Annotated in this window: 12 protein-coding genes; 6 read left to right on the forward strand and 6 right to left on the reverse strand. The window is 68.6% G+C overall.

Going from position 1 to position 16474, the window contains the following annotated elements:
• Nucleotides 1-43 precede the first annotated feature (43 nt).
• A complete protein-coding gene (locus NR112_RS15885; RefSeq protein WP_256795273.1) occupies nt 44-733 on the reverse strand; it encodes a phosphatase PAP2 family protein in 690 nt (229 codons plus the stop codon).
• 253 nt (nt 734-986) lie between these two features.
• Here NR112_RS15885 and NR112_RS15890 point away from each other — a divergent pair, with 253 nt between their 5' ends.
• Nucleotides 987-2246 (forward strand): IS256 family transposase, encoded by a 1260-nt coding sequence (locus NR112_RS15890; protein ID WP_256795274.1) that lies wholly within the window; start codon nt 987-989, stop codon nt 2244-2246.
• A gap of 1002 nt (nt 2247-3248) precedes the next feature.
• Here the strand turns inward: NR112_RS15890 and NR112_RS15895 are convergent.
• The 3 genes from NR112_RS15895 to NR112_RS15905 form a co-directional block, all read right to left on the reverse strand.
• A complete protein-coding gene (locus NR112_RS15895) occupies nt 3249-6326 on the reverse strand; it encodes a hypothetical protein (RefSeq protein ID WP_256795275.1) in 3078 nt (1025 codons plus the stop codon).
• 303 nt (nt 6327-6629) lie between these two features.
• Nucleotides 6630-7028: a glyoxalase/bleomycin resistance/extradiol dioxygenase family protein gene (locus NR112_RS15900; RefSeq protein ID WP_256795276.1), complete on the reverse strand. Its 399-nt coding sequence runs from the start codon at nt 7026-7028 to the stop codon at nt 6630-6632.
• 193 nt (nt 7029-7221) lie between these two features.
• Nucleotides 7222-7731, reverse strand: a complete 510-nt coding sequence (locus tag NR112_RS15905) for a DinB family protein (RefSeq protein ID WP_256795277.1) — start codon at nt 7729-7731, stop codon at nt 7222-7224.
• 375 nt (nt 7732-8106) lie between these two features.
• Here NR112_RS15905 and NR112_RS15910 point away from each other — a divergent pair, with 375 nt between their 5' ends.
• The 5 genes from NR112_RS15910 to NR112_RS15930 all read left to right on the forward strand — a co-directional run bounded on the left by NR112_RS15910 (nt 8107) and on the right by NR112_RS15930 (nt 13059).
• Entirely contained in the window at nt 8107-8583 is a 477-nt protein-coding gene (locus NR112_RS15910; protein ID WP_256795278.1) for a hypothetical protein, read from the forward strand.
• Nucleotides 8584-8874: 291 nt separating this feature from the next.
• Nucleotides 8875-9144: a hypothetical protein gene (locus NR112_RS15915; protein WP_256795279.1), complete on the forward strand. Its 270-nt coding sequence runs from the start codon at nt 8875-8877 to the stop codon at nt 9142-9144.
• A gap of 4 nt (nt 9145-9148) precedes the next feature.
• Nucleotides 9149-10501 (forward strand): hypothetical protein, encoded by a 1353-nt coding sequence (locus tag NR112_RS15920; RefSeq protein WP_256795280.1) that lies wholly within the window; start codon nt 9149-9151, stop codon nt 10499-10501.
• Nucleotides 10502-10611: 110 nt separating this feature from the next.
• Complete coding sequence (locus NR112_RS15925) at nt 10612-11367, forward strand: hypothetical protein (RefSeq protein ID WP_256795281.1); 756 nt, start codon at nt 10612-10614, stop codon at nt 11365-11367.
• A gap of 165 nt (nt 11368-11532) precedes the next feature.
• Nucleotides 11533-13059, forward strand: coding sequence for a PepSY domain-containing protein (locus NR112_RS15930; protein WP_256795282.1), 1527 nt, complete (start codon nt 11533-11535; stop codon nt 13057-13059).
• Between the two features lie 168 nt (nt 13060-13227).
• Here NR112_RS15930 and NR112_RS15935 read toward each other — a convergent pair whose 3' ends face one another.
• On the reverse strand, nt 13228-13569 hold the full coding sequence (locus tag NR112_RS15935) for a hypothetical protein (RefSeq protein WP_256795283.1): 342 nt from the start codon (nt 13567-13569) through the stop codon (nt 13228-13230).
• A 22-nt stretch (nt 13570-13591) separates the two neighbouring features.
• The gene (locus NR112_RS15940; RefSeq protein ID WP_256795284.1) at nt 13592-16204 is read right to left on the reverse strand and encodes an adenylate/guanylate cyclase domain-containing protein; all 2613 of its coding nucleotides are present in this window, start codon (nt 16202-16204) and stop codon (nt 13592-13594) included.
• Nucleotides 16205-16474: the final 270 nt, after the last annotated feature.

The raw sequence follows: 16474 nt of genomic DNA on the forward strand, positions 1-16474 counted from the left end.
CTGCGTAGTCCGTCCCGTGAACCTGCTCGGATGACGAGCGCTGTCAGGCGGCCACCGCGATGGGCCATCTCGAGGCCACGAACCAGCATCCGCATCCGGAGAGCAGCCCGATCGCGGCGCCCCCGATCACGTCGACGGGCCAGTGCGCGCCAATGTAGAGCCGGTTCAGCGCCACCAGGCTAGCGAGGATCACGCCGACAATCCGTTGCGGCCATGTCAGCCAGGGCCACAGCGCCGCGACGAGGCCGACGGCGACACTCGTGTGGGCGGAGGGGTAGGCGTCGCCGTAGGGGTCCTTGGGGTAACCGTGCACGTCCAGCCCGACGATCGACGCGGTCGGTCGGGATTGGTGGGCCAAGCGCTTGAGCGTCTGGGTGATCACCTCGGAGATCGCGACGCTGATGACGATCGCCCGCAGCACCTCCCATCGAGCGCCTCGGGTTGTGGCCATGACCCAGCCGCCGAGGGTGAGCCCGACCACTGCCAGGGGCACGGGGCGGAACAGCGGGTTGGTGACGGCCAGCACGGTCCCGAGGGGTGGGGGTGGGTCGTTGATCCATGAGACGAAGCTGGTCTGCGCATCGGCTGCTCCCGGCTGCAGCGCCAACCACCACGTCGCAGCGATCACCAGTGCAGCCAACGTCGCCAGCACGCCGGACCTGGCCGGCGAGGGCACGGTCCTTACCTGGTGGGCGCCGGTGACATTCATCGTGGCCTCCTCGCGGTTCTTCACGATGTCGGCCCAACCTACAGACGTCCCCTCGTCGTCCGCTGCACGAGTTGCCAGCCATTCCGACAGGGCGGATGTGGCCGTCAGTATGGTCGGAGACCTGGCGCGCTGGCGGCATGGACCGGTCTGGGTGTGAGTTGAGTCCATAGCGTTGGTGTACGACGACACCGGTGAGCGTGTCCCTGCACATGCAGGTGCGGTCACCGCGTGATCCTTCGAGTGAACCTCTCACAGAACCCTCGAATGGAGCATCGCGATGACCGCGAACACCAGTATCGACCCTGCCCTTTTCCTGCACGAACAGCTGTCCCAGGCGAGCCCTGATCTGATGCGTGAGCTGCTCGGCACGTTCGTCAACGCGTTGCTGTCCGCGCAGGCCGACAGCGTGTGCGGCGCCGAGTACGGGGTCCGCAGCCCCGACCGGGTCAACACGCGCAACGGCTACCGGCACCGTGACCTCGACACCCGCGCCGGCACCTTGGATGTCGCGGTGCCGAAGCTGCGTGAGGGGACCTTCTTCCCGGACTGGCTGCTCGAGCGGCACCGCCGTGCGGAGGCGGCGCTGACGACGGTCGTGGCGACCTGCTACCTGCTGGGCGTCAGCACCCGGCGGATGGACAAGCTCGTCAAGACGCTCGGGATCACCGGCCTGTCCAAGTCGCAGGTGTCGGTGATGGCCAAGGACCTCGACGAGCAGGTCGCCGCGTTCCGCACCCGACCCCTGAACGAGGGGCCGTACACGTTCGTCGCGGCCGACGCGCTGACGATGAAGGTCCGCGAGGCCGGCCGGGTCGTGAAGGTGGCGGTGATGGTCGCGACCGGCGTCAACTCCGACGGCTACCGTGAGGTCCTCGGGATCCACACGGCCACAACAGAATCGAGCGCTGGCTGGCTCGGGTTCTTCCGGGACCTGACGGCCCGCGGACTCACCGACGTCGCGCTCGTCACGAGCGACGCGCACGCCGGCCTCGTCGAGGCCATAGGGGCAACCCTGCCGAACGCGTCCTGGCAACGCTGCCGCACCCACTACGCCGCGAACCTGATGGCCGTGACGCCGAAGTCGCAGTGGGGGTGGGTCAAGGCGCTACTTCACTCGGTGTACGACCAGCCCGACTCCGAGGCCGTGAACGCCCAGTTCGACCGGGTCCTCGAGGGCCTGTACGAGAAGCTCCCCGCCGTGGCCGAGCACCTCGAGCTCGCCCGCGCCGACATCCTCGCCTTCACCGTGTTCCCGAAGGAGATCTGGCGCCAGATCTGGTCCAACAACCCGAACGAGCGCCTCAACCGTGAGATCCGCCGCCGCACCGACGTCGTCGGCATCTTCCCCAACCGGGAGGCGATCATCCGCCTCGTCGGGGCCGTCCTGGCGGAGCAGCACGACGAGTGGGCCGAGCAGCGCCGCTACCTCGGCCTGGAAGCGCTGAGGAACGCCCGAGCCGTCCTGACCGACCGCACCACCGACGACGATCGTGAGGAGGTGACCAACGACCTGATCGCCGCGGCGATCACCGCCTAACCGAACGACCCCGACGGATCACCGTCGTACACCACCGATACGGACTTGACCTGGGTGTGCGTCGCGCAGGCACGCCCGGCATCCCGCAGGCGGCGGTCAGACGCACCCACTGCGGCATGCTCGGACGGGTCACAACAGGCTCATCGCATCAGTGGGTGTCGTCGTGGCTGTCGGCTTTCGAGGTGTCCGGCACGGATCTTCGGCTTCGGCTGTACTTCTATCCTCGCGTTCCGGACCGACAGGTCGAGGTCAAACGCGTACTGCCATTTGCCGTAGCTACCGCCGAGGCTCAGCGATCAACACCACCAGCCCCGCGTCAGATTCGCGGTGCCCTGTGCCCAAGTAGGACGTTAAACGGGTGGCCGCAGACCCCTGATCGCGGGAGTGAGCGGGGGTGGAACCGGAGTCGTCGCGAACCCACACGGTCTAGCCCGCCTACTCCCAGTTGGCGATCTCGGCCATCGCCATCACCGCGTCCACACGAACCCGGGCGGAGTACGGTCGCGCAGGAGCTTGGTTGACGGTGGTGCGCTCGTCGCCCACGAGGCTTGCGGCTGTGGCGGCTGGACAGGTTGCCAGCCCGAGTGGCTGTCCACCGAGGCCCTAACGCGGCTGCGCTCCGCTCACCCGCCAGAGCTTGTCGGCTGCCACGGCAGGCCCACCTGGGTCGTCGTATGGGGCAGCGAAGAGGGCCAGGTCGTCTATCTCCACGGGGACGTCGGGTGGGGCGACGAGCACCGCTGGCGACTGCGTGCGGAGCGCGAACCCGTGTATCTGATCGCGTTTACCGCGGCAACAGCGGACGTTCAAACCCCAGAGACGATGCATTGCGAGAGACGCGTCAGGTGCACGAACGGGCCACTGATGGTCACCCGGTTCGGCTCCTCAAGCGCGGCCGGCGGGTCGGGGGCGCGAATTGGGGTCTCCTCAGATGGGGACCTTGCGTAGTCGGCGTTCGGATCCCTCGGGTGCCCTCTGGGTGTTGAGACATGGGGCAGCAGGTCACAGCCCGGCGCCGCCCGTGGTGGCCGGGGCTGGCTGCACCCCGCGTCTCCGGCGCCGCGCGGCGCCCCAGGCTGCGGACCCCGCGACGAGCAGGATGATCACACCCAGCCCCACGGCATACCACGGCAGGTCGGTGGGGACGCCGAGGTAGACCGTGATCCCGAGGATCCGCGACAGGCCCCACGGCAGGAGGGCGAGCTGGTCGTTCCACAGCGTCAACGCTCGCTCGGTGCCGATCAGGCCCACGGGCACACCAGCGGCAACGAGGGCGACGCCAACCACGGCCAGAGCTGTCGACACGGCGCGGGCACGCCCGAGCTGCGGGCGCAGCGACCACGCGGCGGCGACGAGCACCCACCCGAACAGCGCGAACGCCACGACGACGTATGCCGTTCGTGCCGCGGGGTCCGTCCAGAAGGCGAACCAGTAGCCGCCGGGCCCGCGGGGAGCCAATACCGCGGAGAGCAGGACGACGCGAAGGAGCACCGAGCCGCCCACTGCGGCGATCACGGGCCAGGGGTCACGGCCGCGGAGAACGAGGGCGAGGACCCCGGCGAGGGACAGCCAGCCCACGGCGATCAGGGCGACGTGGGCCGGCGCGAGCAGCGAGGTCTGGACGAGTCGGCTCACAGCCAGCGCCGCCACCGGAACACCGAGAACCAGGAGGCGGTCGGTCCGGCGCAGCCCCTCGGTGAGCTCCCCGGCGCGCCAGGGTCGCGTGCCCGCCACCCACAGCGCCCGTGCGGCGGGCCTGGAGATCCGACCTCTCCCGAGTGCGCCGATGGCCAGCCAGCCGACCACCAGCGCGAGCAGCACCCTGGCCAGCCCGGCCATCGCAGGGTCCCGGTCGGCGTGCTCCATCCCCAGGCGAGCCGCTTCGAAGTTGTATGCCGGCAGGTCGAGGTCGCCTGCCCACTTGCGCTCGTTGTCGGTCGCGGCCGTCTCGAAGCGTGCTCGTGCCGTCGACCACTGGTCCTGTGCGTCGGCGGAGCCGGTGTCGAGCCACTGAGCGTGGCGCAGCACCATGGTGCGGTAGGCCGCAAGCGTGGTCAGCAGGTCGACCTCGAAGTCGAGCGTCCGTCGGAGCTGAGAGCGCAGGGCCGGGTCGCGCCAGCCGCTCGTGGGGGCGTGGTCCACCGCGTCCTGCATACGCAGCGCCGCGCTGACCGCGCGCTCGCCACCAGCGATCGCCTCGTCGAGATGGTCCCGGCTGACGGCATACACGAGGTCTAGGACCCCACTGTCGCCCGTGAGGATGTCCCACTCGAAGATCCACATCATCGGTGGGGGCTCCAGTCCGAGCGCGAACACTCGTTGCTGGGCGAACGGGCCGACGTACAGTCCCTCGGTGATCGCCCGGCGCGAGTCCGCCATTGCCGTCGTCACGGCAGAGACGACGGCCGCATCGCCTGAGAACCACCGTCGCGCCCAGTCAGCGGTGACTGCTGCCGGATCCGTGTCCGGGTCGCGTGCGAGGCGTACGGCCAAGGCAGTGTTCAGCTCGTAGAGCTGCCAGAATCCCGTCTTGAGTTCGAGGGTCATCGGGCCGGCGCGCCACGGTCCCCCGTCCTGGGTCCAGGTCCAGATCCCCTCGACGCGCGGGTTCGCCGCGAGGAACCGCTTGATCGCTTGCTGGTAGAGGTCGCCGAGATCGTTCGGCAGCGCGCCGAAGCCTTCGAACTCACGTCGGCTCTGCAGCTCGATGATTCGGCGCTGGCTGCCGATCTCGAGAGTGTCGTTGAAGGGCAGGTGGCTGTAGAAGTCGCCGAGCGTGTACTTCGTCGACACGATGAGATGATCCGAGTCGATCCCGTCGAGCACCGCGTGGTAGGACGCACGGTCGGTGTGCATAGCGCCGACGGCTCCGACCCCGACGCTCCATGTCCGGAAGACGACCTCGCGGTCGGCGCGCTCAGCCTGGGCAACGAACGTGCGCAGCATCGATCGCACCGCCGGGACCGTCGTGACGCCGAGCTGCGAGTAGTAGTCCCACCCCGGCAGGTCATAGACGCGGCCGGCCTCGCCGATGCGGATGACGACGCCACCGATGTACGGCATGGTGCGGTACAGCTCGTCCATCCCGGCGGCATACACCTGCCAGAAGTCGTCGCGCTCGGTCGTCAACGACCCGAACCGCCGCTCGAGGTAGGACTGCAGTGGGGTGCTCAACGTGAGCATGTCGGTCCGGAAGAGGACCTTGAGGCCGAGCTCGTGGGCGTGCTGCCAGATGGGACCGAAGGACTTGCGCATCGCGAGCGCGCGCGCCACGTGCTCGTCGCCTGCGGCATACACGGCGTGGCTGTCGCCGACGTCGGAGAAGGTGAGGTACTCGAGCAGCCCGGGCACCGCGACGGCTGTGTACCCCTCCGCGATCAGGTGCCGGAAGTAGGTGTCGGCGTCGGACTCGACGGAACGGAGGGCTGCCTGGTCGACGAATGGGGCGCCAGGCAGGATGGCGTCGGTGAACGCCTTGGAGTTGTGCGAGTAGTCGTCGCCGCGAGACCACGCGCTGGGGTCGGGCCTGACGCCGACCGCTCCGAGATCGGCCATCCGGAAGGCGAGGCGGGAGCGCACCTGCCTACCGAGGTGCTCAGTCAGGGGTCGACCGTCCCGCACGGCGAGTGCGAGGTCGTAGACACCTCTGGCCGCGCCCGCCGGGGTTGCGGCTCGGACGACCAAGGCGCTTGCCGATCCGTCGAGCCGGTACGAGTCGTCGGTCTCGCTCTTGGCGCCGGGGGGTACTTCGAGGCCGCCGGCGCCACTGTCCTCGGCGCCCGTCGTCAGCACGGTGAGAGTCGCCGTGCCCGTGAGGGCATCAGCGTCAGCCAGGGCGTCGCGCAGCTCCGCGACGGCCGCTTGAGTTCGCCTGTCGGACGGCGCGACGACACGGGTCAGCCTAGGAGGGGCAACGGAGGCGGCTGGGGCTGCCACGCGCGGCGTCTCGACCGGCACGGTCTTGGCCTGGCTCCTGATGCCGAGCGTGCTCGACAGTCCGGTGCCGACCGCGAGGCCGGTCAGCAGCAGCACCAGGACCGTGACACCCACGGCAACCCAGCGCCGCACACCCGATTTCATGGGTGCAACCTAAACCAGGAACTCAGGGCGCTCGGCGGCCGGGTTGTCGCTGCAGGCAGTGTTGATTCCCGTGATGTGAACACGCCCCCGAGCGTCCTCGCCCATCTGTACCGGGATCCCAACCTTGGCCCGGCTCTGCTGGCCAACCAGGCGCTCCTCAGAAACCCGTGAACATCTTCTGCAAGGGGCTAAATGTCCCTAGTCGGGCGTCTGACCCTGCTCGTCGTCTAGCGCCTGGTCGCGGCAAAGTCGGACGAGCGTAGCCGTCCTCAGCGCGGCATGTGCGCGCGATGGACGGAAGCGTCACCCCGTGTTCGTGGGAGGCCACTCGACAAGTGGTTTACCGATCTCCCATTCATGACCGCATGGATCGACAACCCGGCCAACGAGCCACCCGTGCTCCTGATCGACGGGCGACTTCTCAGTCGCGCCGGCCGCGACCGCCCTCCCGTGCACGGCCGCGGGATCGTCGACGACAAGCAGGATTCGACCTGTTGAACCGCCGACGTTCCGAGGCACCAGTCGCTCGGAACTCGCCCCGGCGGTGGCTACCCAGAAGACGGCTTCGCCGATCGCCAATTGAGCAACGATGTCTTCCCCGTCGCCCGTCATGTGAAGCCGCCTGGCTCCGAAGGCGTTCTCGTAGAAGCTGACAGCAGAGGCGCCGGCGTCTACCCACAACTCAGGTTGGATGGTCGTCATCGCTGTAGTCTCCAGCAGGCCCGTACAACGCGCACTCGGCGGCAGATGCGTGCGTACCTGCGGACCACCTGGGCCACGTCCCAGCCACCCAGCGCCTAGGCGGCAGCGCTTCAACCTGGGGGTCGAGCCACCCGTTATCAGCCCTGAGGATCGGGACGAGCGCTGGGCGCCTCGGCGCGCCCGGCCTAGACGGTCATTCGCCAGTGGGGCCGCCCGCAAGCTCGGCCACGATGTCGAGATGGCCGACATGTCTGGCGTACTCCTGTACGAGGTGGAGCAGCACCCTTTCGAGTGTTGCCGGTGGCTGACCATCCCACCGAGGGCCGGGCCTTCCGACATCGGTCAGAGCGTGGGCCCGAATGATGGCGTTGCTGCGTCCGGACTGCTCGCGGAAGGCCACGAGTAGGTCGGTGAGAGGCTCGGTGTCGTCCACGAACCAGTGCCCATTGCGGCTGTCCGCCCACGGCTCGGCAACCGTGGCACCTTCGAATCCCCACACGAGCCATCGCTGCTCGACACGCGTCAGGTGCTTCAAGAGCTCTACCGGTGTCCACGCAGACGGGAGTCTGCTCGTTCGCAGGTCCTCCTCGGACAGGCCTTCGACCCGGTGTACGACTTGGTCGCGGAAGTAGTCGAGATAGCGAACGAGCACCTCGGCGGACGACGGCGCAGGTTGGGTCGGTTCCGGGAAGGGCGTGCTCACCCGCCGAGTATGACCGCCGTTGAGTCGACGGCGTAGCCGCCCTCAGCGCGGCATGCGCGGTAAACGGCTCACGCTGATGGTGGACGTCAACTATGACTGGAAGATGACAAACGCGAGCCCGGTTGGGGCATTCCGCGCCGTGAGGCGCCGGTGTTCCTTACCGTCGGACTAGACAGCCACCGCAGGCGAATCGTTCGATCGCGAAGGAGAGCCATGAAGGTCCTCCAGGGCACGACATCCCACTCGGGACATGGTCGTCGTCCTTCCGTGGTGCGCTCGGCGGCTGCCAGGGTGTCCGCTGTGGCCCTGCTGACGGTTGCCTTGTCGGGACTGGGCATGGCGAGCGGTGGTGGCGCCGAAGCAGGCCCTTCGCTGGTGCCCGCTCACAACAAGAACTCGCTGATCGACCTGGCAGTCGCCTCGGTCTCTGGTGGGGTGAGGGTGCAGGCCGACGTTCGATATGACGATGGCGACCCGGTCATCGACGAGGACGTACTGGGCGTCCTCCGGGACGGCTCCTCGGGAGAGACAACCCAGCTCACGCTCGGATCGCGCGGGAACGCGGGGCAGTACGTCACCGACGTCCCGCTGGAGGCGGGGGAGTGGGACCTCGAGGTCGACGCGGTGACGTACACACGCGGCGTGCGCACCGTCCACTTCACGCTCAGCGACACCGGAGAGGTGTCAAACATGGCCTTCGTCGCGGCGCTGCCCAACAACATCGAGCGGCCCACCACGGCCAGGAGCCGCATCGGGATGATCCTGGTGTGGGCCGTGGTCGTGGCTTTCGGGGTGCTCATCGTCTTCGTCGTGGTCGAGCTCCGGAGGCGCTCAAAGACGGCCGATGTCTGAGCCGGCCCGGCGGAAGGGTGGCGTCTTCGCGCGTTCGCAACGTTCTCTCGAACTCTCCGTCTACCTTCTTGTTGTCGTGCGCCCGCGCGGCCCAGCCCACACTTCTGGAAAGGCGCCAACATGCCGATCAGCCGTCCGTCGAGTTCCTCGTTGGCCGCCATCACGTCTGTGGCTGTCGCCTTCGCGCTCGGCTCATGCTCGACGGCCTCCCCATCGGCCGGGGCGGCGACAACGGCCCCGAGCTCGATGACGGCCACCAGCTCAACCATGGCGGGCGCTACGACGAGCACGATGGCGTCGGGTCGGACGGTCGCTGTCGTGGTCATGGGCAGCACGATCACGCCGGCGCCGGCGACGATCCCTTTGAAGGTGGGCGAGACGATCAACGTCACGGTGACCAGCGACCACGATGACGAGGTGCACGCGCACGGGTTCGAGGTCGAGAAGGAGATCAAGGCCGGCGTCCCCGTCACCCTGCAGCTCAAGGGCGACGTTCCTGGCGTGTACGAGGTCGAGATGCACCACCCGGCCCTGACGCTGCTGCAGATCGCGGTCAGCTGACGCCGTGACGGGTCTGGCCATCTCGGCTCATCCACTGTTGACGGGCACGCCGGCCCTCATCCCGGCGCACGGGGTGGGCAGCCGCAAGGACCTGCCGCTTCCGTTCACGTACCTGCTCGTCGGGGCCGCGGTCGTGCTGGTCCTCTCGTTCATCGCCCTGGTCGTGTTCTGGCGTGAGCCCCGCGTGCGGGACCACCACGGCGTGCTCCTGCCCCGGTTCGTGGCCGCGTTCCTGAACTCGCGGGTCGTCCGGGCGGGCGCCGCCGCGGTGTCGCTGCTGCTGTTCGCGGTGACGGTGGCCGCGTTGGCCTTCGGTGCGGACGATGCCACCAACCCGGCCCCGTACCTGGTGTTCGTCTGGCTGTGGGTCGGGGTCCTGGCCATGTCGCTCGTGTTCGGGCCGGTGTGGGTCGTGCTGAACCCGATCCGCTGGATCCACCTGGGCGTATGCCGTCTGGCCCGGGTGGACCCGGACACCGCCATCCTGCGCTACCGGCTGGGGTACTGGCCCGCGGCGCTCGGGCTGTTCGCGTTCACGTGGCTCGAGCTCGTCGCCCCGGACCGCACCTCACAGGCGGTGCTCGGCTCGGCCGTGGCGCTCTTCATCGTCATGGACCTGCTTGGGGCGTTCCTGTTCGGGCGGACCTGGTTCCAGTGGGCCGACCCGTTCGAGGTGCTGTCGCGGCTCTACGGGGCGCTGAGCCTGCTGGGACACCGACCCGACCGGCGCTGGGTGCTGCGCAGCCCGCTGGCCGGTCTCGAGCAGATCCCGGTTCGACCCGGCCTTCTGGGTGCCGTCGCCGTCATGCTGGGCAGCACCGCCTATGACGGGTTCTCGGCCAACCCGGCCTGGTTCGGTTTCTCCCAGGCATCACCGGTGCCGGTGCTGACCCAGACCGCCGGCCTGGTCGCCATGATCGCGTTCGTGATCGCCACCGTCTCGCTGGCGGGTTGGGCCGGTGCGGTGCTGTCCGGCACCGACGCACGAGGCATGGCGGCCGTGTTCGCGCCGTCGCTGGTGCCGATCGCCGCCGGGTATGCCGTCGCGCACTACTGGTCCCTAGGCGTCTACGCCGGGCAGTACACCCTCACGCTGCTGACCGACCCACTCGGCACGGGCGGCGACTACCTCGGCACCCGACACCTGACGCCCGGAAGTGCCCTCATCGCGCCCACCCTGGTGGCCACGCTGCAGGCTGCTGCGATCGTGCTGGGCCACGTGGTGGGCATCGTCCACGCTCACGAGCGAGCCGTCTCGCGCTTCGACCGTCGCGGTGCGCTGCTCGGTCAGCTGCCCATGCTCGCCCTGATGGTGCTCTACACCTGCGGTGGGCTGCTGCTCCTGTTCTCCAGCTGACGTCGACCGGCGCCACCGCCACCGCGACCGGCGCCAGGGGCCCCACCAGCCGGGTCGCGGCGCCCATGTGCGCCCGGGCGCCCATCCGGGCACCGCTACCCTTGGCGGTCATGAGCCGGGACCCGCAGCCGATCGCGCGCCCGGCGCGTGCACTGGTGCTGTCGGGCACGGCTGCCATGAGCTCGACCATGGCCCATGCGGCGGCGGGCGGACACACCCCAACCGGACCTTCACTGGTCCTGACCGTCGTCCTTCTGACCCTGCTGGCGTTACCGGTCGCGCACCGTGCCAAGACCGTGCCATCCGCTGCGGTCGTGCTCGCCGGGCTGCAGGTCATCACTCACGCCGCCAACGTCGTGGCCTCATGGACACGCACTGCCCCCGCGGCTCCGCTGCGGCAGCTCGGCGCCAGCCAGGGCCACCATCAGGTCCGGCATGCCTCGCGTGGGGCGTCCGAGAAGGCAGCGGGCTTCGTGTCCGGCCCGGGCGCAGGCGTCACGGCCGGTGGCGGCATGGGCGACGTCAGCTCGCCTGGCATGGACTCGAGTCTGGCCGCCCTGGTGCCGTCGGTCGGCATGCTGCTGGCTCATCTGGGTGTCGCAACGCTGTTGGCGTGGGCGTTCACCTCCACCGAGCGCTCGTGGCAGGTCACTCGAAGGCTCCTTGACCTTGTGCTGACCGGCCCCCTCGCCTACCTACGGCGGCACCTGACGCGGGGCGTGGCTGTCTTCGGAGGAGCATCCGCCGTTCGCGCCGCAACGTCGGCCCGGACCGTCATGGCCATGCCCTCCCCGCGCCTGGCGCGAGATGTCTGGGCCGGCGTCTGCCCGGCCCGCCGGGGCCCGCCCCTCACCCTCCTGAGATAGCCGACTCCGCCGCACCCGCTGCGGCCTCGACCGAGTGCGACGCCATGCGCCACTCGGCTCTCCTTGCGCAAATCGCGCTGCCACGGCGGTACAGCGCCCACGTCGACCACACCGGTCGCCACGGCGTCGCCACACCTTCAGCTTCCTCATCCCAGGAGTTCAGTCATGTCTGTTGTCGACGACCCATCCCGACCCCCACTCAGCGAACCCCACACCCCCACCGCACTCGCCGAACCCGACCCCACCGCCGCGACAACACCCCCACGCTCCCCGAAGCAGGCGCGTTCGGAGCGGCCGGGTGGCAGACCCACGAGTGGGCTGTTCCGCGCGTTCTGGCGATGGCACTTCTATGCCGCTGCAGTCGTCGTGCCGGTCATGTTCGTGCTCGCAACCACCGGGCTCATCTACCTGTTCCGGTTCCAGATCGAGCCGTTCGTGCACTCCGATCTGATGCGAGTCGACCACACGCAGGGACAGCTCATCCAGCCCTACGAGACGCAGCTCGAACAGGTCACCACCGCCTACCCCGACGCCACCATCGTCTCGATGACCGAACCCGACAGCCCCGACACCTCGACGCGGTTCTCCCTCGAGACCGCCACCGGGCAGAGTCTCGACGTGTTCGTGGATCCCTATAACGTCAAGGTGCTCGGCGCCCTGGACCCGGACAGCACGATCAGCGGCACCGCCGTGCGGGTCCACGCCGACCTGATGGCCGGCCGCGTCGGCGACACCATCATGGAGCTCGGCGCGTGCTGGGCCATCGTCATGGCGATCACCGGCTACTACCTCTACTTCAAGGGCCTTCGGGCCCGACGTCGGCAGCGCACCACCGGAACACCGCACGCAAAGCTGCGCACCACCCACGCCCGCGTCGGCGCGGTCATCGGCGGCGGCATACTCCTGCTCGTCGTGTCAGGCCTCCCGTGGACCGGAATCTGGGGCGAGCAGGTCCAGAAGCTCGCCACGACCAACGGCACCTCGCTCTGGGGCGAGGACCCGGGCGCCCTGTCGAACCCCACCTCGACCCTGGATGAGTCGCTACCTCACAGCCACCACGCCATCCCATGGGCGCAGGAGAAGAGCGGCGTGCCCTCCTCGACCCCACCCGCCGCGAACGCTGACCAGCAGAGCACCGCCAACGTCGACACCGCGGTCGAACTTGCTGACCGTGCAGGCCTTTCCCACCCCTTCACCATCGCACTGCCAGCCGACGAAGCCGGCGTGTACTCGGTGATCGGCTACGCGTTCAACGACCCCGCACGCGAGAAGACCATCCACGTCGACCAGTTCGGCGGCCAGGTCGTCTCGACCTACGGCTATGACCAGTACTCGCTGCTCGCCAAGGTCGTCTCCCAAGGGATCGCGGTCCACGAGGGCCGACGCTTCAGCACCCTCAACATGTGGTTGACGACCACGTTCTGTCTGGGCATCATCAGCTCCTGCATCACCGGCCCGCTCATGTGGTGGCGTCGGCGTCCCCGCGGAGCCAGCCAGATCGGGGCGCCACGGGGCCGCATGCCGATCAAGGCCAACCCGCTACTGGCCGCCGTGATCATCGCCTTGGGGATCATCCTTCCGGTCTTCGGCGCATCCCTGCTGCTGGTCCTTCTCGTCGACCACCTCGTCATCCGCCGCAGCCAACGCCTCACCACGATCACCGGCTCCACAGGCGCCGGCCAGTCCACGTAGATCAGGGTCCCCGCTGGCGCAGGATCGACCAGTCCGCGATCCGTCGGCAACTCAGCACGCGCGCACCTCAGCACGCGCGCACCTCGGCACGATCGCTCGCAGGGCGGCATGAGAGTGCGCCGGCCAGCCCGGCTACATCTCTTCGCGATTGCCTGCCGACCCTCGTCATCAGGTTCCCTGTCGCCAGATCTGGTGGACCTCGGATGGCCACTTCTCTTGTGCCCCAGCCCAAAGCAGCGGCTCAGTGACGACCAGCACCCAGTCCGAGCGTTCGCGTGCCCTGGCTACAGCGTCGGCAGCAGTGTCGTGCTCGCTGGACTCACCGGTTGGGTCGTCTTCGCTGCGTTCGACGTGAGCGCTCCATCGCTCGCCGTCACCGACCCAGGTGACATACGCCTTCGCCGCGACCGGGGCATGGGAGAAGTCCACGTGCTCATCATGCTGGAGCGCGGGCGAGGGCACCGCGACTTGTACGTTGCTGTCTACGGCGATATCGGGCGCTTGGAGCACGGCACGAAGGGTGTCCGGCCACTCAGTCGGTGACTTGTGCCGCAAGAAGGACGTTCACGCTCGAGTCGCGACCCGATTGGTACGTGTCGTGCCAGTCCCGTGGCGACAGAAACGCCTCGGATGCTGCATAGGCGTCATGGATCTCGCCCTCCTGTAGACGAGATCGCGGGTATCCGCTGCGCTCGCGCAGAGCGTCGACCGCACCCAGCAGCCGTACTGCGTCGTGATGCTGCCCCAGGTCAGCGAGGATCGCGCCGAAGTCCTCGGCCATGGTGATGAGGTTCCACGTGCTCGGGTGTCGGAGCGCCGCCGGGATCAGCCCGAGCATCTCGTCGCGTGCCTCATCGACTCGGCCGACCAGTCTGAGCACAACGGACCTGTTGTGCTGCCAGACGCGGGCGGCTTCGAAATGGTCGGCGGCCTGAGCGAGTGCGATTGCCTCGTCGTGCAGTTCAAGAGACCGGTGGTAGTTGCCCTCAGTGCTTTCGAGGTTGGCGAGGTTGTCCAGACTGCGATGGTAGGGCCCGCCGTCGGTCGAACCCCGGCCGACCTCGAGGGCCTCCTCCAACAGGAGACGGGCCGCACCCGGGTCGCCGACGTAGTGTGTCGCAACGGCAGAGACCCGTAGTGCCTCGGACAGCTCATACCCCGTGTCGCCGAGGTCACGGAGCATCGAGACGGCCTCTAGGCCGCGCCGCCTAGCCTGCACCGCCTCGCCGATGGGTGCCAGGGCGCCGGCGAGGAAGGAAAGGCACCGAGCCAGCTCAATGGTGCTCGAGGTTCCCGCGCGGGCGATCACCGCTTCGAGCCACCCGCGGGCCTCGACGTACTTCGAGCCATCGGTCCAGTAGTCACACAGACCCGAACACAACCTCACGGCCAGCTCGAAGCGGTCCACCAGGATGTCGGTGCCGGCTTCGCCGTCGGTTTCGAGGCACCAGCGCAGCGCGGTGCGGACGTTGCCCTGTTCTGCGTCGAGCTGCTCGCGGGCCTGCCAGAACCGGTCTCCGCGGAGCTCGGGCCCGACCGTCTCGACCACGCGCAGGTAGTGCCGTGCGTGCTGTGCACGGACCCTGTCGAGGGCGCCGGTGGAGGCGAGCCGGTCCAGGGCGAAGGCGCGGACGGTCTCGAGCAGCTCGACGCGCGGTTCGCCGTCGTGGTTCTCGGTGATGGCGGGGAGGCTGGCATCGACCAGGAGGGTGATCACCTCGAGCGGGTCGGCGCCTGCTGGGTGGGATCCGTCGTCCAGGACGGCGGCGACGGCGAGCAGGTCGGCCCCGGAGTCGAAGACCCCGAGACGTACGAACGCTGTCTGGGGCCCGGGTGGTAGCAGGTTGTAGGACCAGGCGATGGTGTTGCGCATGGTGCGTTGTCGGACAGTGACGTCGTGCTTCTTCGTAGACATGTCCAGTCGAGTGTTCAGTCGGGCCACGAGCGCGCGCGGCGTGAGCACCTTGACTCGCGCACTGGCGATCTCGATTGCCAGCGGCAGTCCGTCCAGTTCGCGGCACAGCGTCATCACGTCGGCGGCGTTGTCCGCACGGAGCTCGAAGTCAGGCCGCACGTGCCGGCCCTGCTGGACGAACAACTGCACCGCCGGCGAAGCCTGCGCCGCGGCCAGAGTGTCGTCCCGCGGAAGGGCGAGCGGCGACACGGGGTACTCATGCTCCTCAGCAAGGTGCAGCGGCTGGCGTGAGGTCACCACCAGCGTCACCCTTCGAGCGCCGCGGAGAAGCTGGGCGACCACCACGTCCGCTTCATCCAGCTGCTCGAGGTTATCGAGCACCATGAGGAGCCGAAGGGTACCCAGGCGTCCGAGCACCGCCGCGCGGCCCGGCGCGGTTCCCAAGCCCTCGGCGATGGAGTCCCACATCTGCTCAGCGCTACGGGCCTCCGCCAACGGGATGAAATGGACCCCGTCGGGGAAGTCGTCGACGCACCGACGGGCCAGCTCAAGGGCGAGTCGGGTCTTGCCCGACCCCCCGGTACCGGTCAAGGTCACCAACCGAGCAGCGTCGAGCCCCATCAGGGCCGCCAACTGCGCCAGGTCGTCCTCACGCCCGACCAACGGCATCGCAGAACTGGGTAGACGAGAGACCGCACCAAGGGACTTCAACGGCGGGAACTGGGCTGGCAAGCCGTCCACGACCACCTGGTGCAGGCGTTCCAGCTCGGGCAGGTCCTTCAGCTGGTGCAACCCGAGGTCGAGCAGCCTGACATCGTGGGCCAACCGGCTGCCGAGGTGTTCGGCCGTGGCATCCGAGATGACGATCTGGCCCCCGTGGGCGGCCCCGGCCATCCGTGCGCACCGGTGCACGTCCATCCCGACGTAGCCGCCGTCGTATGCCGTCGGCGCCCCGGTGTGAATGCCCATCCGAACCCGGACCCGCTCACCCTCCGGCCACGAGAACCTCGTCAGTTCGCGTTGAGCCCGGACAGCGGCTGACACCGCGTCAGCGGCCGCCTCGAACGCGACGAAGAAGCTGTCTCCCTCGGTGCCCAGCTCGGTTCCCCGGTGCACGGCCCACGCCGAGCGCAGGATGCGACGGTGCGCGCCTAAGGCGTCGGCATAGGCGGGACCCAGTCGGCCCAACAGCACGGTCGAGCCTTCGATGTCCGAGAACAGCAGCGTCACCGTCCCCGAAGGGATCGTCCTCATGACCCATTGAAGCGCCAATGAACCGGTCGGTCGACATAGACCCTCCTTCGACGGGTTGGTGGTCGATGGCAGCCGACCTCCCATACGTCGAGGTGGCAGGAGCCAACGCGGAGCCCACCCATCCGCTCCTCGGTCACGGTCAAGGATGGCCGCATCGGTGATGCGTGGCGGGTCCGAGCCACGACCGCTCGGCGGCATGAGCGTGAATCCCATCTTGGGATGCAACGGAGTATGCTCGTCCACATG

It is taken from the genome of Terrabacter sp. Ter38 (genome assembly GCF_024519435.1).
In the GTDB taxonomy this organism is placed as follows: domain Bacteria; phylum Actinomycetota; class Actinomycetes; order Actinomycetales; family Dermatophilaceae; genus Terrabacter.

What these genes read in the sequence shown, in the direction of transcription:
- NR112_RS15900 (WP_256795276.1), bottom strand. Translation starts at nt 7,028, where the DNA reads ATGACGACCATCCAACCTGAGTTGTGGGTAGACGCCGGCGCCTCTGCT.
- NR112_RS15925 (WP_256795281.1), top strand. Translation starts at nt 10,612, where the DNA reads ATGAGCCGGGACCCGCAGCCGATCGCGCGCCCGGCGCGTGCACTGGTG.
- NR112_RS15890 (WP_256795274.1), top strand. Translation starts at nt 987, where the DNA reads ATGACCGCGAACACCAGTATCGACCCTGCCCTTTTCCTGCACGAACAG.
- NR112_RS15915 (WP_256795279.1), top strand. Translation starts at nt 8,875, where the DNA reads ATGGCGTCGGGTCGGACGGTCGCTGTCGTGGTCATGGGCAGCACGATC.
- NR112_RS15895 (WP_256795275.1), bottom strand. Translation starts at nt 6,326, where the DNA reads ATGAAATCGGGTGTGCGGCGCTGGGTTGCCGTGGGTGTCACGGTCCTG.
- NR112_RS15930 (WP_256795282.1), top strand. Translation starts at nt 11,533, where the DNA reads ATGTCTGTTGTCGACGACCCATCCCGACCCCCACTCAGCGAACCCCAC.